The organism is Planococcus sp. BI3, from assembly GCF_056680115.1.
In genome coordinates this window covers 3,668,195-3,691,239 of the sequence record NZ_CM155266.1, presented here as the reverse complement: position 1 = coordinate 3,691,239, position 23,045 = coordinate 3,668,195, and the positions used below count along the sequence as shown (strand labels likewise).

Annotated in this window: 18 protein-coding genes; 5 read left to right on the top strand and 13 right to left on the bottom strand. The window is 46.5% G+C overall.

Going from position 1 to position 23,045, the window contains the following annotated elements:
* Positions 1-292 precede the first annotated feature (292 nt).
* The gene (locus AC1MEO_RS18215; RefSeq protein ID WP_480333137.1) at positions 293-1,279 is read left to right on the top strand and encodes a peptidoglycan bridge formation glycyltransferase FemA/FemB family protein; all 987 of its coding nucleotides are present in this window, start codon (positions 293-295) and stop codon (positions 1,277-1,279) included.
* 34 nt (positions 1,280-1,313) lie between these two features.
* On the opposite strand, the gene AC1MEO_RS18210 is transcribed toward AC1MEO_RS18215, so the two are convergent.
* The 7 genes from AC1MEO_RS18210 to AC1MEO_RS18180 all read right to left on the bottom strand — a co-directional run bounded on the left by AC1MEO_RS18210 (position 1,314) and on the right by AC1MEO_RS18180 (position 9,019).
* Positions 1,314-2,780 carry a lipopolysaccharide biosynthesis protein gene (locus AC1MEO_RS18210; protein ID WP_480333135.1) on the bottom strand — a complete coding sequence of 489 codons (1,467 nt, stop codon included), beginning with the start codon at positions 2,778-2,780 and terminating at the stop codon, positions 1,314-1,316.
* Between the two features lie 38 nt (positions 2,781-2,818).
* Positions 2,819-3,784, bottom strand: a complete 966-nt coding sequence (locus tag AC1MEO_RS18205; protein ID WP_480333133.1) for a glycosyltransferase family 2 protein — start codon at positions 3,782-3,784, stop codon at positions 2,819-2,821.
* Between the two features lie 738 nt (positions 3,785-4,522).
* Positions 4,523-5,488 (bottom strand): UDP-glucose 4-epimerase GalE, encoded by a 966-nt coding sequence (galE, locus tag AC1MEO_RS18200; protein ID WP_480333131.1) that lies wholly within the window; start codon positions 5,486-5,488, stop codon positions 4,523-4,525.
* A gap of 169 nt (positions 5,489-5,657) precedes the next feature.
* The gene (locus AC1MEO_RS18195) at positions 5,658-6,782 is read right to left on the bottom strand and encodes a right-handed parallel beta-helix repeat-containing protein (protein ID WP_480333129.1); all 1,125 of its coding nucleotides are present in this window, start codon (positions 6,780-6,782) and stop codon (positions 5,658-5,660) included.
* A gap of 135 nt (positions 6,783-6,917) precedes the next feature.
* Positions 6,918-7,151 (bottom strand): hypothetical protein, encoded by a 234-nt coding sequence (locus AC1MEO_RS18190; protein WP_480333127.1) that lies wholly within the window; start codon positions 7,149-7,151, stop codon positions 6,918-6,920.
* 180 nt (positions 7,152-7,331) lie between these two features.
* Positions 7,332-7,820: a VanZ family protein gene (locus AC1MEO_RS18185; protein WP_480333125.1), complete on the bottom strand. Its 489-nt coding sequence runs from the start codon at positions 7,818-7,820 to the stop codon at positions 7,332-7,334.
* A gap of 176 nt (positions 7,821-7,996) precedes the next feature.
* Complete coding sequence (locus AC1MEO_RS18180) at positions 7,997-9,019, bottom strand: GNAT family N-acetyltransferase (RefSeq protein ID WP_480333123.1); 1,023 nt, start codon at positions 9,017-9,019, stop codon at positions 7,997-7,999.
* A gap of 538 nt (positions 9,020-9,557) precedes the next feature.
* Between AC1MEO_RS18180 and AC1MEO_RS18175 the strand changes: the two genes are divergently transcribed.
* The gene (locus AC1MEO_RS18175) at positions 9,558-10,505 is read left to right on the top strand and encodes a polysaccharide deacetylase family protein (RefSeq protein ID WP_480333121.1); all 948 of its coding nucleotides are present in this window, start codon (positions 9,558-9,560) and stop codon (positions 10,503-10,505) included.
* 34 nt (positions 10,506-10,539) lie between these two features.
* Here AC1MEO_RS18175 and AC1MEO_RS18170 read toward each other — a convergent pair whose 3' ends face one another.
* Positions 10,540-12,657, bottom strand: a complete 2,118-nt coding sequence (locus AC1MEO_RS18170) for an LTA synthase family protein (protein WP_480333119.1) — start codon at positions 12,655-12,657, stop codon at positions 10,540-10,542.
* A 262-nt stretch (positions 12,658-12,919) separates the two neighbouring features.
* Positions 12,920-13,801, bottom strand: coding sequence for a UTP--glucose-1-phosphate uridylyltransferase GalU (gene galU, locus AC1MEO_RS18165; RefSeq protein ID WP_480333117.1), 882 nt, complete (start codon positions 13,799-13,801; stop codon positions 12,920-12,922).
* Between the two features lie 301 nt (positions 13,802-14,102).
* On the opposite strand from galU, the gene AC1MEO_RS18160 reads away from it, so the two are divergent.
* Positions 14,103-16,487, top strand: coding sequence for an EAL domain-containing protein (locus AC1MEO_RS18160; RefSeq protein ID WP_480333115.1), 2,385 nt, complete (start codon positions 14,103-14,105; stop codon positions 16,485-16,487).
* Between the two features lie 42 nt (positions 16,488-16,529).
* Here the strand turns inward: AC1MEO_RS18160 and AC1MEO_RS18155 are convergent, their stop codons facing one another.
* Together AC1MEO_RS18155 and AC1MEO_RS18150 are read right to left on the bottom strand one after the other, a co-directional pair.
* Positions 16,530-17,723 carry a cation:proton antiporter gene (locus AC1MEO_RS18155; RefSeq protein ID WP_480333113.1) on the bottom strand — a complete coding sequence of 398 codons (1,194 nt, stop codon included), beginning with the start codon at positions 17,721-17,723 and terminating at the stop codon, positions 16,530-16,532.
* Between the two features lie 208 nt (positions 17,724-17,931).
* Complete coding sequence (locus AC1MEO_RS18150; RefSeq protein ID WP_480333111.1) at positions 17,932-18,306, bottom strand: helix-turn-helix domain-containing protein; 375 nt, start codon at positions 18,304-18,306, stop codon at positions 17,932-17,934.
* A gap of 209 nt (positions 18,307-18,515) precedes the next feature.
* Between AC1MEO_RS18150 and AC1MEO_RS18145 the strand changes: the two genes are divergently transcribed.
* Entirely contained in the window at positions 18,516-19,274 is a 759-nt protein-coding gene (locus AC1MEO_RS18145; RefSeq protein ID WP_480333109.1) for an SGNH/GDSL hydrolase family protein, read from the top strand.
* Positions 19,275-19,346: 72 nt separating this feature from the next.
* On the opposite strand, the gene AC1MEO_RS18140 is transcribed toward AC1MEO_RS18145, so the two are convergent.
* A complete protein-coding gene (locus tag AC1MEO_RS18140; RefSeq protein ID WP_480333107.1) occupies positions 19,347-20,321 on the bottom strand; it encodes a N(5)-(carboxyethyl)ornithine synthase in 975 nt (324 codons plus the stop codon).
* Between the two features lie 492 nt (positions 20,322-20,813).
* Entirely contained in the window at positions 20,814-21,197 is a 384-nt protein-coding gene (locus tag AC1MEO_RS18135; protein WP_480333105.1) for a VOC family protein, read from the bottom strand.
* A 174-nt stretch (positions 21,198-21,371) separates the two neighbouring features.
* Between AC1MEO_RS18135 and AC1MEO_RS18130 the strand changes: the two genes are divergently transcribed.
* The gene (locus AC1MEO_RS18130; RefSeq protein ID WP_480333103.1) at positions 21,372-22,988 is read left to right on the top strand and encodes an aryl-sulfate sulfotransferase; all 1,617 of its coding nucleotides are present in this window, start codon (positions 21,372-21,374) and stop codon (positions 22,986-22,988) included.
* Positions 22,989-23,045: the final 57 nt, after the last annotated feature.

Genomic DNA, 23,045 nt, shown 5'->3' with positions numbered 1-23,045 from the left:
GCACATATTTCTGAATACTTCTATCGTAAAAAAGTTTTCATTTACCTCGAAAATATACCCTATTACCTAATAACCCTCCCCTATTATTGACTAAAGAAATAGTTTTACCACTCGCATTTACCTATAACATTCGTTATAATCGTTTTAACGGCCTATTTAATTGAAAATTTAGTCTTATTAAAAAAGAAAATAAATTCTATTTAACCGGAGCATAGGGCTTGGCCTGCCTGAACTGCCGGAGAAGAGCTGGATTTATAATGTATCTTAAAATATGAAGAAATGAGGTTTTATTTTGAGGGATTTATTTTTTGCAAAAGACTACGCCAAACTTTATGAAGAAATTGAAGGGGGGAGCTGTGAAGCTTTCGAGTTTGAACATGCCATCGGATCCGTCTATCATCAATTTATCAAAAGAGAGATTCCTGTCCTCCTGGAGAGCGGGCCTTATTTTGACCTTCTCACGCCATATGGCTACGGAGGCCCCGTCATCACTGAGTTAAAGGACAAGGCGCGCAAGGATGAGCTGGCCAGCCTTTTCTGCCAGGCTTTTCAGGCGTATTGCCAGGAGCACAATATCGTCAGTGAGTTCGTCCGTTTCCATCCCCTGGCCGGCAATGCCCAGGATTTCGATTCCTGCTACCAGGTCCTTTTCAGGCGACATACTACAGGCGTCACTCTAAAAGGCTTTGAAGATCCGGTGCAGGAAGAATTTTCAGGCTCGACCCGCAAGAGGATCCGCAAAGCATTAAAAGATGGGGTAACCTATCGGATCACAATAAACCCTTCCGACTTGGATCATTTCCAGGACATCTATACCAAAACGATGACGCGCGTCGGCGCCGAAGATTTTTACTTCTTCGACGATGCCTACTTCTCGAAAATCCTTGATAATTTAGGCGATCAACTGATACTGGTCGAGGCCATCTACGACTCCCAAGTGATTGGCGCAGAGGTTCATTTCCATACTGGCCCAGTCATCCACACGCACCTGTCAGCCACCGTGGATGGATTTGGCCATTTATCACCTGTATACGTCATGACTTATGCCATTGTGCTATGGGCCAAAGAACACGCCGTGGAATATATCCATTCCGGCGGCGGCGTCAACCCCGGCCCCGATGACTCGCTGTACCAATTCAAAAAGAGATTTGGCAAGAATACCGAATTCGACTATTATGTTGGCAATAAAATCTGGAATGAGGACATCTATCAGCAATTGGTGGAGGTGACAAATTCCAATTCAGAAAGCGGACTTTTCCCGGCCTATCGGTGGCCGTAATAAACGACAAAAAACGGTAAGCAGACAATCCTGCTTACCGTTTTTTCAATGAAAGAAGGGGCTTTACCAGCCCATACACCGTCTTCAGCTCAGTGATCTTTGCCATCCGGCAAGCAACAATGTAGAAAAAGATTCCAGCTGCAACCTGCAGCTGCAATCGTACTATTGTGCCCGTATCCAGCCAGACGCCAAGTCCCCACACCACGGCGCCCATAGCAAAGGACAGCAGGTAAATCGGCAGCAGGTCCCGCACTTTTTCCTTGGCGGGATAAGCCACTTCCCGCTTCGAGAAATGGCTGTTGACGAAAAATTCCAAGTAGGTGTTCACGATAGCTGCACCGATTAACCCGATGACGCCAAGTTTCAGCCACACTGCCAGAAATAAAAGAATCGTCAACGAGATTTTATTGATGATTTCCAACAGCAGGTACAGGTCCGACCGGCCTTTTACTTGGAGTATGCTCAAATCGAGCGCCAAAATCGGGTACAGCATCCCTGCAATGGACAGCAACTGAAAATACGGGACCATAGGCAGCCATTTTTCTCCAAATACCAGCAACACCAAGGGCTCGCCAACAGCAGCCATCCCCACCATTACCGGGAAAATAAGAAAAGCAGCGAGTTTTGTAATTTTTTTATAGGACTGCTTTAAGCGCTCGTGCTCGTCCTGGATGCTGCTGAGCACCGGGTAGGTCACGCGCAGGATGGTAGCCGCCAAATTCTGCGAGACAATTTCGCTGAAGCGGGAGGCGTTCGTATAATAGCCCAACTGCGCCGCAGAATACTGCCTGCCAATAATCAGGAAATAGACGTTGGTATAGAAGGTATCGATCAAACCCGACACAAGAAGCTTCCAGCCAAAACCGAACAAACGTTTGAAAGATGAAACACTGAAAACCAATGAAGGCACCCATTTTTTCGTTAAAGCAAACAGCAAAGACTGAATTGCGTTCATCGATAATTGCCGCAGAACCAAACTCCAGACTCCGTATCCTCCCACTGCCAATCCGACCGCAAAAATTCCCGATACGATACTGGCGCTCAAATTGATGGTTGCCTGCGCCTTGAAATTCACTTCTTTGGCGAACATCGCTTTTGGAATGACTGCCAGTGCATTGATGACAATCCCGATGGACAGCACCCGAATCAGCGACACCAGCTGCGGTTCGCCGAAAAAGCCGCTGATGCTCGGCGCTGCCGCATAGAGAATCCCATATATCAGCACGGATACGAACAGATTAAAGTAAAAGACGGTTGAATAATCGGTCTGGGTTGCATTGCGTTCACGGATCAAGGCCTGCGTAAATCCACTGTCAACCAATGAATTGGACAATGTGATAAACACCAGAATCATGCCGATCAAGCCGAAATGTTCCGGCAGCAACAGGCGTGCCAGAATAATCTGGATGAGGAATTGGATGCCCTGGTTGCCGACCAAGTCACCAAAGCTCCAAAACAGACCGCCAATTGTCTTTTTTTTCAATGATGGTTGTGGTTCCATTTAACGGTCTCCTATCTCCAGTCCCTTCTTGAGTTGCATTAGTGGATCAATTTCCATTTTGCTTTTCGGATGCTGTCTGTAATATTCGGGAAAAAGCGCTTCATTTCCAGCAGCATGCGCTTTTTGATGCTGAGCTCCAAATAGATTTTTCGGTATTCACCGCATTTGGCTTCTCTGAATTTCCCTTGTTCCAATAAGAGCGAGAACTGATAGCCTCGTTTCGCCTTTTCCAATGCGTCATTATATTGGAATTTAGTGTATTCATTGATTTCATCGAACATTTTTTCCATGTCATGATAATGGTTGATACGCTTCATACTGGTCGCAAGCTCCCGTTCCGTCCAGGATCCTTTGACCCCGACACGGTAGGCGGACATATTGTCATCCAAATAATCCACCGTTCCGCGAAGTGCAGCTAAAATGACCAACGGGTAATCCCCCACTACCGCATTCAGGTAGAACGGGGCCAATGTAAAAATTTTTTCTTTTGAGTACACCATGGAATTTGTCGCAATCAAATCGCCGCCACCTTCTATTACACGTTCGACAGAAAAAATGGCATTGGCATGTTCCGGCCTCACAGTGGACAGAACTTTCTTTTTATCTGACAGCACACGATCGGCTGCGTGGACAGTCATGCTGCAGAAAGGATGCGTTTCCATATAGTCTACTTGCTTCTGCAACTTATAGGGATCTGTCCAGTAATCATCGCCTTCGCAGACAGCAATGTATTTTCCATTAGCCCGGTTGTGGTTGAACAATTCCACGCGGACTCCTTTTGAGTATTGATTTTGGGTTTGATAGATTGGTTTGATTAAAGAGGGATAGTTGTTTTCGTACTGTTTGATCACTCGGGGGCTATGATCGGTTGAGGCATCGTCGTATATTAGGATTTCAAATTCAAAATTCGTTTTCTGCATCAGAAAGCTATCAATCGCTTCCGCAAGATAATCTCCGTGATTGTAGCTTGTGCAAACAATGCTGACCATCGGTTTCGTTGTCATGATTTTCACTCCTCTGTATTGGGGTAAGGGCATTACCGATGCCAAAAGGGAATTGCTAGTGAATAAAAGGATAAAAATAGAAATTTTCGTTTTAAAGCAGTACTTTATGCTTATATTTACCTCCTTTTCATCATTCTATCACAAAGGTAATCCAAGAATATAGATAATTCGAATTATTTAAAAAATATTAATATGGCCTTCATAAATTTACTGATATATAAGTTGAACTAATGATTTATATTAGCCGATACTCCGCAAAACAGCTCTGCTTTCGGGCCCGCAGGATGCGGGTCATGCAGGTGGCGCGACAGGACGGCGCGATGCCAGCTGCCAAGGGCTCCCGCCGAATCCTCCTCGTCCGCTGCGCTCCCTGCGGTGTATCGGTCGAATCGCTAAGCCGCAGGAGTCTTCGCTGTTTTGCTCCATATCTATGAGAGTTCTCCAGCGCCGGTGCGGCTCAGGATGAGGTGGGGCACTAAGGTGAGTGTTCTTCTCGGCTTATCGCATGAACCAAGGTACGCCAGAAGAATTTGGTCCACCTTGGTGGCAGAGCTTGCGGAGAATCATTGTTCTCTTCTCTTCCATAACCGCCGAATTAGCCTATAAATGTTACTCTTTTAGTTCAACTTATATATTCATTTTTTTAATAAATTCTTTCTAATATAATGATTGCAGCAGAGCAGAAATGATTATAAAAATCCCTTGAGCAACTTATGCGCTCAAGGGATTTCGTTCCTTCTATTTCGAATGCCATGCCCAGGCACTGGAGATGATGGCCTGCAAATCATAAGCAGGCTTCCAGCCTAATGCCCCCCTAATTTTTTCGGAGGATGCAACCAAAGTCGCCGGATCTCCAGCACGCCGCGGTGCATATTCGATGATTGCCTGTTTGCCTGAAATCTGTTGGCAGGTGTCGATGATTTCATTGACTGAATAGCCCGCCCCGTTGCCCAGGTTATAGGTTTCGTTGGCGACTTTTCCAGCCGCCATCGCTTCATAGGACAGGATATGCGCCCGTGCCAAATCCGTCACATGGATATAGTCCCGAACACAGGTGCCATCTGCGGTATCGTAATCCGTGCCGAATACCGAAATCTTTGCGCGCTGTCCGAGAAGATGCTGCAGCACGATGGGAATCAAATGCGATTCCGGATCGTGGCTTTCCCCGATTTCCCCAGATTCATGCGCGCCTGCTGCATTGAAATAACGCAGCACGACGTATTGGAAATCATGGACATGGGCGATGTCGGCCAATATCTGCTCGACCATCAGCTTCGAGCGGCCATAAGGATTGATTGGATTCGTCGCCGTCTCTTCCGTGATCATCTCGGTGTCCGGTATGCCGTAAGCAGCGGCCGTCGATGAAAAGATAAAGCGCTTGATGCCATGTTCAACCATTTTATCCAGCAGCACCAAAGTTGCACTGACATTATTGCGGTAATACTTCAGTGGATTTTCGACGGATTCACCGACCAGGCTGTTGGCCGCAAAATGGAAGACCGCGTCGATGCGGTGCGTTGTGAAGATGCTGTCCAGAACCGCCCGGTCGCCCAGATCCCCTTTAATAAACGTCGCCCGCTCATCAATCAAATGCTCGAAACCGGTCGTCAAATTATCGAGCACCACTACCTCATATGTATTCACTAATTCCTTGACGGTATGGCTGCCGATATACCCGGCGCCTCCGCAAACTAATATGGCCATAACTCCTTTTTCCTCCTTTGCCTAATAAAAGATGCTAATACTGCTAATTGTACCATTAGCGGAAAAATTACTAGAGGGTTTATTCGAATGAAATGGGCTGACCGCACCCCGCTCCACAATAAAACACGTTTCCTGCTGGAGCCGACAAAGGCGCTGGCAGGAAACGTGCTCACTCTTCTTCTGTTACAAAATAATTTTGGTTTTCGTAGACTGCCATCTCTTCTTCCGGCATGACCAGGTTTCCGAAGTTCAGGGTATTGCCGATGACCACATGCCCGTCTCCCGCTCCGACATAGATGCCATAGGAGGATTTATCCCGCGGATCAACGGCCATATTGTTCAGGATCTGGGTGTCGTAGCTTGGCAGTTGCAGATTCTCACCGCCGTCGCCGCCCCGCACCGCAATATTGTATTCATTGTCGAACACTATATTTGATTCGATGATATTCGATTCCGACGCATTTTTGACGTCGATGCCGTAATAAAATCCGCTGACCGTATTTTTTTCAATCAGGCTGTCGGTTTCACTTTCCACTGTGATGCCCTGTTGGTCAGTGTACCCTTCGCGGTCTTCCGTAACCAGGCAATTGACCACGTGATTATCTCCGCCACCTCCATACAAAGACACATGGCCATCACCGGAATTCCTCACGACGCATGAATCGATGACATTATGCCTGGAGTCGAAACTGATGATGCCCGATGCGTAATTGAATTCCGAAGTCACTTTCCGGACAATATTGTAATCCGAATGATTGAGATGGACACCCTGGGAATAATTTTTCATGTAGGTGCCTTCGATCGAGCTATTGTCGGTATAAAGAAACAAAACCGCAATATGGGAAGTCAGCGATCCATCTTCCGGCAGCCGCTCCCCCATCAAAACGCCGTCCTTTAAATGGACATCTTCCGTTTTATCGATCCAAAACACACCATATTCGTCATCCGTATCCGTCTGGAAGATTACCTCCTCCATTAGAATGGTGATCGGTTTTGAAATCTTTAAGGCGAAATAGCTGTCACCATAGCCAGTGACTGCTTTATGATCAGGATTTTTGCTGAGTTTGTAGACGCCTGGCGGTATTTCCAGCGTTCCTCCGGCCGGAGTTTCGTCAATGGCGGTTTGAAGCTCTTCCGTTTTATCGGCTGCTTCCTCTGTATTGGCGTTCTGGCTTTCTCTGTCGCTTTCCTCTCCATCTTCCCGGGTCGGCTTTTCGACCATTAAAAAGAAATAACTGAATCCGGCAATACCCAAAAGCAGCAATAGGACGATTCCAATTGTTTTTGCTTTCATGCCAACCACCTCCTTTAGTGCGAAATACTCTTAGTTCCTATCATACATAAACTAGGCTGAAAATAACAGTTTTGTAACTGAAAATTCAAATAATAAAGAAAAATAGGGCATTAAGAACCAAAAAACACCACATACTCAGAGTTGCTCTGAAGGATGCGGTGTTTTGTTTTCCTTATTCTTTTTTGGCTGTTCGATCGGCTCATTCTTCGGTTCTTCCACTGCTCTAGTTTCTGTTTCGTTATCATTGCTGCGCGCCAGCAATTCTTCACGGTGGCTGCTAGCAGCATCTTCCCTTTTTGAGCTGGATTTGGCCAAAGAAAAAACAATGGCCATGACGAACATAAAGCCGCCTGTAATCAATGCCCACATACAATCCACCTCTTCTTATATAATCCTCTTGCTATCATTTACATTCTGCTCCTTAACCTCACCATTGCTCTTTTTGATTTATCCAATCGTACGTTAAGTTCCTGGTGTTTACTAGATCTAATTGTACCAGAAAATTGAATCCATCCCTACCAATAGATTCAAAAATAACAGAAGTATTTATTACAATTCCGTCTTTCCGCATTCTTTCTTGTCTTTTTTGTTCCAGAGTCGCCACAGCTTATCGGCAACCGCATAAACCACGACGCCCAAACCTGCACCAGCACTATCAATCAAAACATCTTTAACTTCACCGCTCCGTCCGTCGATGAACAATTGATGGATTTCATCAGTCGCCGCAAACAGCACAGCCATGCCGAACCCCAGTCCAAGCTGCTTCCCCCCGCGGAAACCGCTGCTTCTCCAGGCATTCAAACTTAGCAGGCTCAACAGGAAATAGGCAATGAAATGCGCATTCTTCCGAACAAAAGTATGGAAGCTTTCAATATCGAACTCCAGATTCGGCGCCACTTGATCCATAAAACTCAACAATGCTGCCACGACCCCTGAACTTAAATCGCTTGAAGCAGAACCCGGTTGATGGGAAAGATAAAAAATGACGGCCATCCAGGAAAAGGCCGCGATCCATGAAATACGGTTATATGCAGTCATCTGACAAATCCTTTACTGTTAAAATCAGTTGCTATCCATAAATTCAATTATAGCATCCGGCTTCAAAAGCGAAAGCTGACTTTTTTCTTTGTTGAATGATAAAAAGTGGATATCCTCTAAAATAATTTTCAAACGCAAAAAAAGCCCGCCACGGAGCAGCAGACTTTTCCCATACTTCAGCTATTATTGATGCCAACCTGTTCACGCACTGCGGCGGCGGTGGAGCGATAGGCCGGGAATGAGTCGGCTATCATTTCCGCTCCAACGGTTTTGCACAGCAAATCGTAAATTTTTTGGTTCCAGATTTTACAGCTGACATGGAACGTGAATTCCGTATTTTTGCCGAATTGCTTTTTAAAAAGATACAAAGGATCGTCGACTTTCCCAGTCACGCCTCCACCCTCGTGGATCAGTTCCATCTCCTGCTCTTTGCCCCACATCACCAACGCATAACGCATCACAAAAGCGGCAGACAACCGGTGGTATTCTTCCACGGTACCAGACAAATGGATATGGATGGTTTTGCCGTAGACCAGATTCAGCCCCATCGCAATGATCTTTCCTTCATAAAGCACTTCAGTAAGGACAATCTTCTCACGGAAATAAGCCAAAAGCTTATCAAAGTATTCATCATCAAAATAATAGACAGAAGCAGCATCTTTCCTTTTCATGGTCGAATAGTAAATGCCTTTAAACTCTTCCAGATTGGCAGGGTTTGCCGTGACGCGATATTGTACGCCCGCCTCCAAAGCTTTGCGGATGCTCTTTTGCTTTGACTTGGAGAATTCAGATGCTACCGGATTCTCATAATCCTTCAAGTTGGTGCCTGTCGTATGGCGGCGGAACGTCAAGTCATAGCAACTGCTGAAATCCTGGGCGTTGGTGAACAAAGGATGGAACCGCACAAACTCACAGACAATGTTCTCTGTTCGGCAATATTCCCCGAAAGCATCATGGAAGGCTTGCACCAGCTGGAGTTTATGCTCTTCTTCGCAATCCGTGATGCGCGGCCCTCCATAGCCATACGGCGTGCTTATATCATAATAAGGTTCCTCGTTGATGCACACCGGGATCAGCCGCTTGATGAACAAATGGCTGATTTTTCCCAACGGATGACTGAATTCAAAAACTTCGCATGTTCCTTGCTCGATTTGTTCGTACAGCCTTCCGTAATTCTGCTCAAAATAAATATCCTCCACCTTGAAGATGCCTCCTTGTACCGAAGCCTTTTTGAAAGCTCTGGCAGTCTGCTTGCACTCTAATTTCCATCTGTTTACAATTTTCATTCTTTATTTAGCTAGTTTATCATACTCCTACAAAATATCCACCGATAAAACAGATTTTTTAGATTATTTAGATCGCATCACTTTTATCGCATACAGAAAATGGCCTAATCATTTTTTCAAATGCAAGATTTTGTAATTCCCCACTATTTTATGTGCCATAAGGTTCTGCAATGAAATACATAAACGAACACAAATACCTAATTTCCGATTGACACTGTCCCGTTATTATCAGATACTCAATTAACAGGACTAATTAACCACAGGAAGGATTAGGTACATATATGTATATAGGTATTGCCAAATGAAAAATATTGGATTTACTTTATATGTTTTATTTCTAATCGGCCTCTGTTTTTCGTTCTTCAGCATTAGAGCGGAGGCGAGCTCTGCAATCAGGCCTTATACGGACAGCCCTTTGATCGGATACGATATTTTACAAGGCTTTGAGAGTATGAAAAAGAATACAGCTGCAGCCAATGGCACATCCGTAACTTTAGAAACCCCATCGATCCCTTTCAAGGGCGGGACATTTATTCCATTGCGTTTTATTTCGGAGTATTATGGATTTAAAGTCGGCTGGGACCCCAAGTCCAGAATTGTTTTCAAAACCGCTTCCAAAATCAAACAAATAAGCAGCGAAGTGCCAGCTGTGGAGGTTCCGATTTTGATGTACCATACCTTGATAACCAACCGAAATGATTCCATCAGTATTGATCCAGCACAATTCAAAGAACAGATGCTGGCTTTGAAATCAGCCGGATATACCAGCATCACCGAAAACGATTTGCTGTCTCATCTGGAGCAAGGGGCTGCCCTTCCGAAAAACCCTGTGCTTATCACCTTTGATGATGGTTACATCAGCACTTACACAGAGGCTTTTCCAGTACTGAAGAAACTGGAGATGAAGGCGAGCATTTATGTTATCACCAGCCGGATTTTCGAGACTCACGGATTCACGGCCGGGGAATATGAAAAGATTTCCTGGCAACAGGCGCGGGAAATGTCAGGAACCATGAGCATTCAGAGCCATACCTGGGATTCCCATCTAAAACAAAAGAACTTTCAAGGCCAAAAGCGCGGGTTGATTGCGGGCCGTCTGCAGTTGGCGGAGGGACTGGAAACCCAGGAGGCATTCGAAAAACGGGTCTATGCGGATTTCACGGCATCAAAGGACGCCATCGAAAAGAACACAGGCGCAGAAGTTACAGCCCTCAGCTATCCCTATGGCGATTACACGGCCGATACCATCCGCTTAGCGGAAAAGGCAGGCTATAAAATGGCTTTCACGGTCCGCGACGGCGTGAATCATCAAAACTCCTCTCCTTTTGAATTAATGCGCATCACAGTGAGCGGAGAGTATTCGGGAAAAGAATTAATTGAAACAATTGAATCGCATTAAAAAAGCAGCGGCCTCATAATGATGGCCGCTGCTTTTACTGTTTGCTTGTTTCTACAGTTTCTTCTATTGAAAATACATCGGTTTGCCTCAGCACAGCTCCTCTTGAATTATAGACGACCACTTGAATCTCAGCGTCCTTCTCCACCTGCTGTTTTGGGAGGGTAAAAACCGCTAACCCCTGGCCGCCCGTCTGCCATTCAGCCGTTTGCGCTTCTCCGTTCACCAGAACTTCGGAAAATTTAGGGGCGCCTTCAATATAGAGTTCATACGACTCCGGCGTCTCCACCATCTTCTGTGCATTCATTTCCGGATAAAGACCCAGATGGTAGTCCGGAGATGGCGTTCTGACAAGCTCCGGCATCAAGTATTCCGCATAGCGTTTGCCGTGAAGCAAATCGTATTGGATCATCTGCAGATCGTTCATCTGCTGCGTCTGTTCACCCATCTGTGCTTGCCACTGGTTATATGGAATCACCGCATCTCCCCGCTCGCGCATGTCATCCAGAATGGCTGTTACTGTATTGCCCTCGACTCCGGCCATTTCAAGCGCCAATGCACTAAACTGGTTTGGCGTCACGTCCAACTCTGCGGGTTTATTGCCATCAGACTTCCAAATGAAATAAGGGACTTTATGGGTTGCGATAAAATCGTCGTAATCCCCGAGCAGATCGTTGGCTACTTGAGTTCCACTCTCACCATATACTGCTTCGTTATCCGGGAAAGACGGGTAATGGTCTCCGAAGAACACCAGGATGGCCGACTCGTCACGCGCTTCAATTTCCGCTACCATCCGGCCGAGTTCTGCATCGATACTGTGCATTTTCTCCGTAAAGTTATTCAAATACTGACGGGTCTCGTCAGGCAGCGTGCCCGTATTCAGGAATTCCGATTGCTCAGTCTTGTGATACGGCATATGGCCTTCAGCCGCCACTGCGTGAATAAAATCCAACTCTTCGGTTCTATCTAAAGTGGCGATGACCGAATCCGTGATATGGCGATCTTTCGGAAAACCTTTTCCAGCATCATTGGAATGATCCAAGTCCATGAATTCTCCTGAGATAAACCGGTTAAAGCCTAATTGGCGATACACCGATTCGCGCTGATAGAACCAGCCGTAATAGGAATGAATCGCCGTCGTTTCATAGTCTGCTTCCCTGAACGCATAAGCCGCAGAAGGCAAAGGCTGCGTAACATACAATTGATACGGCACAAAATTGGCCGGCATGAACTGCATGCTGAAACCGGTCAGAGCTTCAAATTCCACATTAGCCGTGCCACCACCAAATTCAGAGGAGTACATTCCGCCGTGCAGCGATTCTCCGTATAACCGACGGAAGTTCGGAATGGGATCTTTGGCAAAATGTTCTTCTCCGAACGAATACGGATCGATGAACGATTCACTCATCAAGAAGATGACATTCGATTTTTCTTCATCGTTGCCAGCAGCCGGCTCGTATTTTTCTGCAATAGCCTTCATTTTTTTGGCAGAAAAACCTTCAGGCGGTTCTATATTGGATTGCTTGGCCAGCATCAGGAAATTACCGAAGACACCATTGCGCATCAGCGCCAGCTCCAGCTTCCACCACGTATTTTCGAACTGCGCTCGATCCATTGGAGAAGCAGGCTTATCCGTCCACAGCATGGCCAGGAACAGGATGGAAATTAAGGAAACACCCATTTTTGCGATCCAATTTTCCTTCATTTTGGGCATCCCTAAAAAAATGGCTGCTGTCAGCACAATAAATCCTACACCGATACCGACCAGCAACGGGATATTCAAGCCAACCGGCTGTTCCAGCCCGCCAAGTTCATTCAGCAGAGCGAAATCCCCTATAGATATTGGTGAACTGCGCAACTCCATTTTGACTTTATTGGCATAAGCGAAAACAATCAGCAGGCTGCTCATCAGCAAGCTGGTGAACATGAACCACTTCCGCGGCAGGATATAGAACAGATTGAATAACGCAAGCAGCAGCAAAGCGTTGACTGCAAAGCGTTTTGGAAAGTCCGCCACCCATTCCTGCAACGGCAGGGTTACTACCTCTCGAATCAGCCGCTCACTGACATAAAGCGTCACGAATGGCAGGCCGATCATGAAAAACATCATCACCAGCCAGACTGCTATTTTTTGGATTTTTATAGGTTTTTTCACTTTAGACACTCATTTCTTTTAGTGGCGATCGGGATAATGAGCCACAAATAGATGGATGGTTTTATTTTGAGGAGAGCAGACCCATTCCATCTGCAGCGATTTCTTCTTTCCATCCTATTATATAATGCGACAAGAAAAAAGGATTCCCGTTTTTACTTTACTCAGTGTATCATTATTTGCCTCTGCCGATAAACTGCTTGGAATCCGAAAAAACCGCTTCGCCGGATTGGCTGAAGCGGATTGGCTTTGTCAAGGGATATACTCACTTTTCGTTGATATACGACTCCTTCAACTTTTCCTCGAAAAGCTTCAGCAGCCGATCTTTCAACTCAGGGCGTTTCAAGGCAAATTCAATGGTCGTTTCAATAAATCCATATTTCTCACCGACATCAAAGCGGCGCCCCTCAAATTCATAGGCATACACAGACTGGACTTCATTCAACATCTGAATAGCATCTGTCAATTGGATTTCCCCGCCTGCGCCAAGCTGGTGCTGACCCAAAAATTCGAAAATTTCAGGCGTCAGGATGTAACGGCCCATGATGGCATAATTTGATGGCGCTGTTCCCGCTGCCGGTTTTTCGACAAAGTTATCGACTTTGATCAATTTTCCATCGATGGAAACGGGGTTGATGATGCCATAGCGGTGGGTTTCATCTTCCGGCACCTGCTGGACGCCGATGACACTTTTGCCGGTCAACTCATTTTGTTTCATTAATTGAGACAGGCAAGGTTCTTCGTTTTCCACGATATCATCCCCCAGCAAGACCGCAAACGGTTCATTGCCGATAAATCGGCGTGCTGACCAGATGGCATGGCCAAGGCCAAGCGGTTCTTTTTGGCGGATGTAATGGATTTCCACATTGGACGTTTCCAAAACGGAATCCAGCATATCAATCTTGCCTTTTCTCATAAGAGTTTCTTCGAGTTCAAAGGCATGGTCGAAATGATCTTCAATGGCACGTTTGCCTTTACCGGTGACGATGATGATGTCTTCAATTCCAGAGGCGATGGCTTCCTCCACTATGTATTGGATCGTTGGTTTATCGACAATCGGCAGCATTTCTTTTGGCATGGCTTTCGTGGCTGGCAGAAACCGTGTGCCCAATCCTGCAGCCGGAATGATTGCTTTTTTAACTTGCATTTCTTCACCTTCCTATTCGCATATTCTAATCTGTTATTGTTTAATAATAACATTTTTTTGGGGTAAAGCTAATTTTCAAAAAACTTTCTATTTCTTCTGCCTCAATTGCTGGAAAAAACTTATAAAAGCTAATATAGGTAATTGGTCACAAAAATATTATCTGAAATTTAGAATTACAAATAAACTTCTATTAAGATGCTAAAATACACTTAACATTAGTCCAGGTTTATATTATCTTTTTCCCAATTCACCATATAAAACGCCTATTTTAGATAGTGCACAGAAAGGCAGCGTGAACCAAATGAACACATTACCATTATCCTATGACCCAATTTTAATCGCCCTTTCTGTAGCTGTGGTTTTCATCTCTGCATTTATCGCTTTAAGCATTAGCCGAATGCTGTTTGCCACAAGCGGAATAGCACGGGTAAAATGGATCTTGCTTGGTTCCCTCATTATGGGGCTTGGCATTTGGTCGATGCACTTTATCGGGATGCTCGCTTCCCATCTGTCAGTGGAAATAAACTATGATCCCCTGCTGGTCATCGCTTCAATCCTCCCGGCCATAGCTGCGAGCGGGATTGTTTTTGCCATCATCAGCAGGCAGCGGGTCCGAAAAACTGAAGTTCTGGCCGGCGCCATCCTCATTACAACAGGCATCATCTCTATGCATTATATCGGGATGGCGGCGATGCAGATGCAGGCGACGGTTCAATATGACCCCTTATTAGTGATGCTGTCTGTGCTTTTTGCATTGGCCGCTTCTCTCTCAGCAATGTTCCTGCTTTTTTATTCACGGGATCGCCATGGATTCTTCTGGCTAAAAGTTGTCAGTGCCGCATTGATGGCCTCTGGTGCTTCCGGCATGCATTATATTGGCATGGCTGCTGCCCGTTTTGAGGCTGCCGACCATCACATGCCAGCAGCCGCCAATTCGATGGACAATAATTACATCGCCTTTAATTTAGGCATCGGCATGGTACTTATACTAATGATCGCTATCCTGAGCATCCGCAGCGAAACGAAAGTGAAATCCCTGTCCGATGAGTACGGACGCCAATTCCTGTCCATTATCGAATCCGCCAAGGATGCCATCGTAGTTACAGACGCCCAGGGAATTGTCGTGCAATGGAATAATAGCGCAGATGGACTGTTCGGCTACAGCAAAGACGAAATCATCCACCAGGATGTCCGCCTGATCTTCCCCCGGACGCACCCAGACTCACGGCAGCATGAAACTATTGACACGGTTGGCAAAACCATTGAACTGACCGGATTAAAGCAAAACGGCAGCCAATTTCCAGTTGAGTTATCTACAGGAATGTGGCAAACGGCGAAAGGCACTTATTATAGCCTCATCATCCGGGACATCACTGAGCGCAGAGTGGCCGAGGAAAAAATCAGCAATCTCGTTTACCTGGATTCGCTGACAGGACTGCCAAACCGCCGATTATTTAATGACCGTCTCCATTCCTCAATTGATCAGGCGGTGGAAAACAACTCTGTCCTGACAGTTCTTTACCTCGACCTTGACCAGTTCAAGCTGGTCAATGACACATACGGCCATCAGACCGGCGATCTGCTGCTGATTGAAGTGGCAGCGCGCATCGAGTCCTGCATTGTCAAAACCGACACCCTGGCGCGGCTTGGCGGCGATGAATTCATTGTGCTGCTGCCACACGCTGACTATGCGAAAGCAGAAACCACCGCACAGAAAATCCTGGAAGCCTTGAACATTCCTTTCCTATTAAATAACGAAACCGTCTTCACTACCCCGTCAATCGGCGCAAGCCTTTTTCCGGCAGACGGCAAAGATCCCGAAACGCTGGTGAAAAATGCCGACATCGCCATGTACCGCGTCAAAGAAGAAGGCAAAAATGACTTCCAGTTTTTCACTTCCGAGATGAACGACTTGATTTCCCGAAAATCAAAAATCGCCATGAGCATCCGCAAAGGCTTGGAGCTTGGCGAATTCACGGTTCGCTATCAACCACAGATCCACATTACAACCGAAAAGATCATTGGAGTAGAAGCACTGGTCCGGTGGAAGCATCCTAAATTGGGGCATATTTCACCGGCTGAATTTATTCCTATCGCAGAAGAAAACGGCATGATCCACTATATTGGTGAATTTGTTCTCCGCACTGCCTGCAGACAGAACAAAGCCTGGCAGGACGCTGGATTAGATTCGTTCCGCGTAGCCGTCAATATTTCAGCCAAGCAGTTTTCGCAGGGCAATATTGCTGAAGTGGTGACTTCGGCTTTGGATGATACAGGACTGGCTCCTGAATTTCTCGAGCTGGAATTGACCGAAAGCATCATCCAAGGCACCAAATACGCCATTTTAAAAATGCAGGAATTGAAATCCATGGGCATCCACCTATCGATTGATGATTTCGGCACCGGCTATTCTTCCCTCAGCTATTTAAAGCTGTTCCCGGTCGATACCTTGAAAATCGACCAGCATTTCATCCGCAATATCCAAACTGACCCGAAGGATGCGGCGTTGGTCGATACAATTATTCAAATGGCCCATAACCTGGAGTTGAATGTCATCGCAGAAGGCGTAGAAACCCAAGAGCAGTTGGCATTCCTAAAATCGAAAAATTGCAACCAGGCGCAGGGCTACCTTTTCCAAAAACCCTTGCTTCCTGAAATGATTGAACAATTGTATATGAAGGTGTAATGACAGCCCCTGCAGGAACTTCAACTTCCGCAGGGGCTGTTTTCATTTGTTTTCCAGCAGTTTTGATAACGGATAGATGCCCAAGCCCTGAACCAGCAGCGACAGGATGACTACGGAAAAGCTGATTGAAATCAGTTCGTCTGCCGCTCCTCCCTGCGCCATCGCTCCCAGCTGCAGCAATAGAAACACGGACACTGAGCCGCGGATGCCGGACCAGGAAATGAGCAGCGCCTTTTTCCAGATCACTTCATGCTCCCCTCCAGACAGCAGCCTGAAAGTGCCGCCGACAATAAAGAACCGGATGGCGATGCTGGCGAACAAAATCACAATAGCCAGGAGCCAATTGTCCCAAGCCAAGTGTTCCGTTGCTTCGATGCCGATCAGCAAAAACAGCAGCGACAGCAGCGATGGTTCGACTACGCTCCAAAAACCGTACAGCGACTCACGGTAATGATCTTCTTTATTGGTGTGGGAAAATTCCCAAGACAGCAATATGCCTGCGGACACGGTCGCCAGGACACCCGAAAAACCGAAGCTTTCAGCCAGCTGGAAAGCCCCATAAGCCAGTATGATGCTGAGCATGACCTGATAATCCCGGTGATGGGTGATATGGACAGCCTTACTCAGCAGCCACCCGACAACGACGCCAAGAATCACCCCTCCTGCTGAAACATAGATGAATTCACCGAATAGGGACAGCACATCGAGCGAGCCGGATTCAAAAAACATGCCGGACAGGACCGTGAACAGAACGATACTCGTTCCGTCATTGATCATGGATTCCCCATCGACAATGTCAGCGATGCTCTTGTCCGGTGATGATTTTTTCAGAATCGAGACGACCGAAGCCGGATCAGTAGGTGCCAGAATCGCCGCAATGACTAAAGCGCCTGCCAGCGAAACGGAAAAGAACCAGCCACCGATCCAGTAGACGGACAGTCCGACAAGTGCAACGGTCAATCCCAGACCCACCGTACTCAGCAAACCGATGATGCCAGCATTGTTCCGCAAAGCCTTTGTTGAAAACTGATAAGCCGAGACAAATAAAAGACCCGACAAAAAAACGTCATAGATCATTGTTTCTGTCACTTCTACGCCGCTGAAATAAGGTATGAATGATAAGCCGATGCCGATCAGCACAAGCACGACCGGCACGGGAAAATTCTCCTGTTTTTTATCTATCGTGAACACTAAATAACCGATGCACAATAATATCGTAACGACTGCTGCCGACATGCCACTCCCCCAAGCTGGTAAACTTTTTATAAAATCAACTATTTCCCTATTCAAATGGCAGCTGTTGGATAGGCGTGAGCTGGCTTCAAAGCCATCTCTGCAATTGATGAAAAAACGGGCAGCCGGATATTTTACCAGCTGCCCGTTTTTCATTTATTCTATTCACCAAAAGGCTGGAGATGAAAATCCCGTCCTCTGGTGCGGCTCTTTATTCAGCGGCTCTTTTTTTCATTTGTGTATCTTCTTCTTCTTTTAGCCGGCGCTTGATCTGCAGATAGGATGTCACTTCCGCCAACTCTTCTTTATTTACTGGCTGGTCATCCACCACCAGGTTGACTGAAGCCAAGTCGGTAATTTGCTGAAGGTCGAGTTTGTTCACTATCTGATTCCGCTCCAGCAGAAAGTCTACGGATACTTTATAGTAATCGGCCAGCAATTCCAAATGAGAAACACTAACTTGCTTTTTGCCGCTTTCGTACCCCCAAATAACAGTTTTTGCAAACCCCAATGCGCTGGCCAGATCATCGACACTCAACTGGTTTTCTTCCCTCAGGCTCTTCAATTTATCCCCTATTAGTTTCATTTCAAGCGCCCCCTTAATTTCCATGGCCATTATATAGTCTATTATATTATTCCCCCTATTTCTGCTTTAAAACTGGCTAAATCGCTCTATTCCGCATTTGAGTCTGAATACTCATAAAAATTCTGAAATTTTAGATAAATCAAATCATCTTTGTGGTAAAATATAATTAATTTCAAAAATGAAAGGTAGGTATAAGGATGCTTAAAATAATGATTTACATACTGACTATTTTGCTTGTTTTCATTATCATCCTCGGTGAAAAAAACTTTGAAACGATCGAATTATCGGAAAAAACAGCCCTCTTGCCTGAAACGGAGAGCATTCAAGCAGAAGCTGCCCCTGAATCCATTAATTTTTCTGAAAAGCTGGCTGCGGGAACTCCGGTGACCATCGTATTTCTTGGTGACTACGTAACCTCGCCTGATTCGTTGCCTGATGGCAATCCCAATCATGTGGCGCTTTTGGCGGACTGGTTCGGCAGTAAATACCCGGACCAGGTGACCGTTGTCAACGCCGGCATGAATGCCAACACCCTCTCCCATATGAAAGACCGTTTGGCCAGCGACGTCCTGAACCATGCCCCTGATTTGGTGGTGATTTCTGCCGGGTTGAATGATGCGCTTGGCGGCTGGAAGATCCCTGTCGAGGAGTACACGAAGGACTATCAGTGGATAGTCGACAAAATCACTGCTGCCGGTGAAACGGAAGTGCTGATTCGAACGCCGAATCCAACAACCTCTGTCAACGAAAACATTAAGATGCTTTCTTATATGCAGGCAAGCCGCAAGCTGGCAGAAAAAGACGGCGTCCATTTTTTTGATTTCTACCAAGTGATGGCCGATGAAATCCATGCCAAGAGGATCTCCCAAAGCAGCCTGATGCAAAACTCCTTATATCCGAATACGGAAGGGCAAGCTTACCTTTTTGATAAGTTTAAAGTGTTTTTGATGATGGAGTTGATGGAGTAGTACTGGATAAAGCTAAAAAAGAGTCTCCTCCAGCGAAATCAATGATTTCACTGGAGAAGACTCTTTATTTTATTATTTCACCAACAGGTTTCTGGCTTCTCTGAACTCTTTGATATGGTGGTCGATGATATGGCCGTTTTCAATGACCACAGCATTTTGGATCATCTCAGTCCAATTGCCTTCGACAAAGTTATCGACCATCGGCGAGAATCCTTCGCTCAGCACTTTCGTGACTGTGTGCGGGAACATCGCCGGCGTGTTGTCTACGGTGTAATGGATGATGCCATCCACTGTATAGACGGGTTCATCAATGGTAGACGGACGGGATGTCTCGATCTCCATGTTCGGGTCACAGCTGACATCGACGATCATCGCGCCTTTTTTCAAGCGTTTCAGATCTTCCTTATAGATGATGCGGTCTGTGCGGGTTGTATCCCACATGACGCAGTTGACGAGCACATCGTAATGGCCCATGTTCTTGATGAACAAAGACTCCAGCTTACGGCCATAGACATCCACATCGGCGCCTAAACCGTGAAGGATGCGCAGCACGCCTTTGGTCGTGTGGCCGTTTCCAAGAACCGCCACTTTCGTTTCATACGGCATTTTACCGCAATACTGGTAAGCCTGGATAATCGCAGCTTCCCCAGCAACTTCACGGTTGCGGTAGAAAATATAGCGGCCGTCTTCGAACATTTCTTCCCAGGCAACTACTGTGTGGTTTCCTGCAAGTACGGAATCCGTAAATGTGATGTCCTGAACTGCATGAGCCCAGCCGACCAAAATTTTCCCGGGCGTCAATTGATCGAAATAATCCGCATTGCCCAGCTTCACGTCGACAATTGCATCACATTTCAGCACTTCGTCACGTGAAACGAATTGAGCACCGGAAACTTCGTATTCTGCATCGGAATAGCCAAGTGCATCGCCATAACCGATTTCAAAAAATAATTGCTCGATATTCTTGATATTCGGCATGTCCTTCGGCAGAAGCGCTCTTCTTTTTTCATTGTTTTTATGGCTGATGACAAATCCTATTGTGTACATAATAAAACCTCCAATTGATGAATGATGTAAAATCCTGACCGGCTGATAATTGACATTTCATACAGAATCGACCGGACAACCTTCATAAATTGTCGAGTGAGTTAATATATTCATATCGTTTCCGTATAGCTGATCTATTCTGCATCATACCATATTTCGGAAAAGATATAAGCAGTTTTTATGGTGGACTCCAAATAAACAGGGTAAGCGTTCACATACGCCTCACACCTTAGTCCGGAAGCGTATTAAGTATGGTGCAGTAGGGCTCTCTTCCGCCAAATAGCCACGCCGCCGCATGAGCATCTCCCAGGCAGTTGGATATACAGTCGGAAACGGACCATATACAGTCCAAACTCATGCAAATACGGGCCAACTGGCGAGAATACGGGCCAAACGGAGCCCAATACCGGCCAAACACCCCAAAACCGCCGGATGCCCAGACATGGGAAAGCGCAGGCTTGCGCTTTCCGCTCTTTCTTTTCGGCAGCTTTCTCAGATCTGGCTCAAGCCGCAGAAAGCGCCGGCCGGGTATTCAATGATGGCATAGCTGCCGGAAGCGACCGCGCCTTCCGGTTCCTGGTGCACGATGCCGCCGCGGTCTCGGCACATTTGGAGGCTTTGCTTTAAATCGGAAACGGCAAAGTAGACGATCCAAAGCTGCGGAAGGCCTTCATTGGCACCTGCCTGGTGGCAAATGCCGGCTGCCGGTTTGCCGTCCGGCGTGTTCATCATGTAATCGTTATAATCCCCCATCCGAAAATCGCTGTGCTGCCAGCCGATGACCTGCTTATAAAAATCACGGACCCCTTCAGCGTGATGGACGGTCAAATCTGCAGAAATGATGGAGCCGGGCTGCACATTGTTTTCTTCTGCCATTGGAAACACTCCCTTTTTTTGACTTCAAGAATGATTCGCCACAAAGATTTCAAAACCCTTTAAATCCCAACGAATAAAATAATAAAAATCCATCATTAAATTGAATTAACTTCTTTATTTATGGTAAAGTTACTATGATTTACAGATTACCATCATTTACTGGAGGATTACTATATGACACAAAAAATTTGGCTGCCTACGGTTTTTCTGCTGGTTGCGGCTTTGCTTGCCGGCTGCACGGAGAAAGTGAAAATTGAAGATCACGGAGAAATCGAAGTGCCCGTGCAGGAGCTGACATTCCTCGATACCCGTGTGAGCGCTTCGAGTTCTGCCTATGATTTGAAAGTCGTCGATGAGCTTGAACAAGAACTTGATGCTTTAAAAGATATGGAAAACTACGCCATTGAAGAGCCGCTGGCTGTGATGAATCCGTTCGGAACGAATACAACGGGGCTCTATCTTTATTTTCAGGCAGCGGATTCCGGTACTTTGACTTACACGATTTCTGCAGAAGGCACAGCTGATTTCACACGTACTGCAAAAGACGCTAACGCCGCGGCCACTGTCGCCGAATATCAGTTGATCGGCTTGGTGCCTGGCACAGAAAATCAGGTTTCCGTCTCTTATCTCAATGAAGAAGGGACGCGCGGCGATGAGTATTCATTCAAAGTAGACGCGCCTGAAACCACTTCCGGCTACCCAATCACCATGGAGCAGACGGCGGCATCCGGCAACACCGAGCTCGCTGATGGTTTATTCGCGCTGATGGGCATCAACAATTACAATGGCTATACTTTCCTTTTTGATAATGCCGGCATCTTGCGGGCAGAAATCATTTCCGAGGATTACCGCATGGACCGGATGGTGGCTTTCGAGGATTCAATGGTCTTCACCACCACTGACCAAAAGCTGGCGCGGATGAACCCGCTCGGCAAAATCACCGACACCTATGAACTCAATGGCTATGTCATGCACCATGATTTCGTCATCAACGATGAGGGCCAGGTGCTGGCATTGGTGTCTGATCCCGCGAAAGACACTGTCGAAGACCTGGTGCTGAGCATCGACCTCGACACCGGCGAACAAAAGCTGCTGATTGATTTCAATGAATTGCTGAGCGGCTATAAAGGAATGACAAAGCCAGTGGAAACGGATGGGAAAAGTGTCTGGGACTGGATCCATTTTAATTCCATCGATGTGGTGGGCAACTCTGTCATCCTCAGCGCACGGGAAAACTCGACGATCATCAAAGTCGATGATATTTATACACAACCGTCCATTAATTACCTGATCGGCATCCACGATGTCTGGACAGGCACCGAAGGCGAAGAGCTGCGGCTCCAGAAGTCCAGCGAATTCCCGAGCCAAGCGGGCCAGCATTCTGTCACCTATGTGGCGGACGACAGCCTGCCGGAAGGCCAATACTACCTGTATATGTACAATAATAATTACTGGTGGTACGAAAGCCGGCCCGATTATGACGGCGCGGTCATCCGCGAAACCAGCCAGACGTTCGAAGCCAATGACCAGGACCGCTCTAAATTCACCAAGTACCTGATCGACGAAAACAACCGCAGCTACGACCGGGTCCAGGAATTTGACGTCCCCTACTCCTCCATCGTCAGCAATGCCCAAGTGACCGGCGACTCTATCGTCGTCAACAGCGGCATGGCGAAGACCCTGGAAGAATACAGCACGGAAGGCGATTTGCTTGCCCAATTCCATTATGAAGCGAGCACGTTTTCTTACCGGGTATTCAAAGAGAATTTTGAAGGCTATTGGTTTGAATAAAGAGAAACATAAAAAGAGAAGAAGCCGATGCGCTTCTTCTCTTTTTCATTTGGGAGG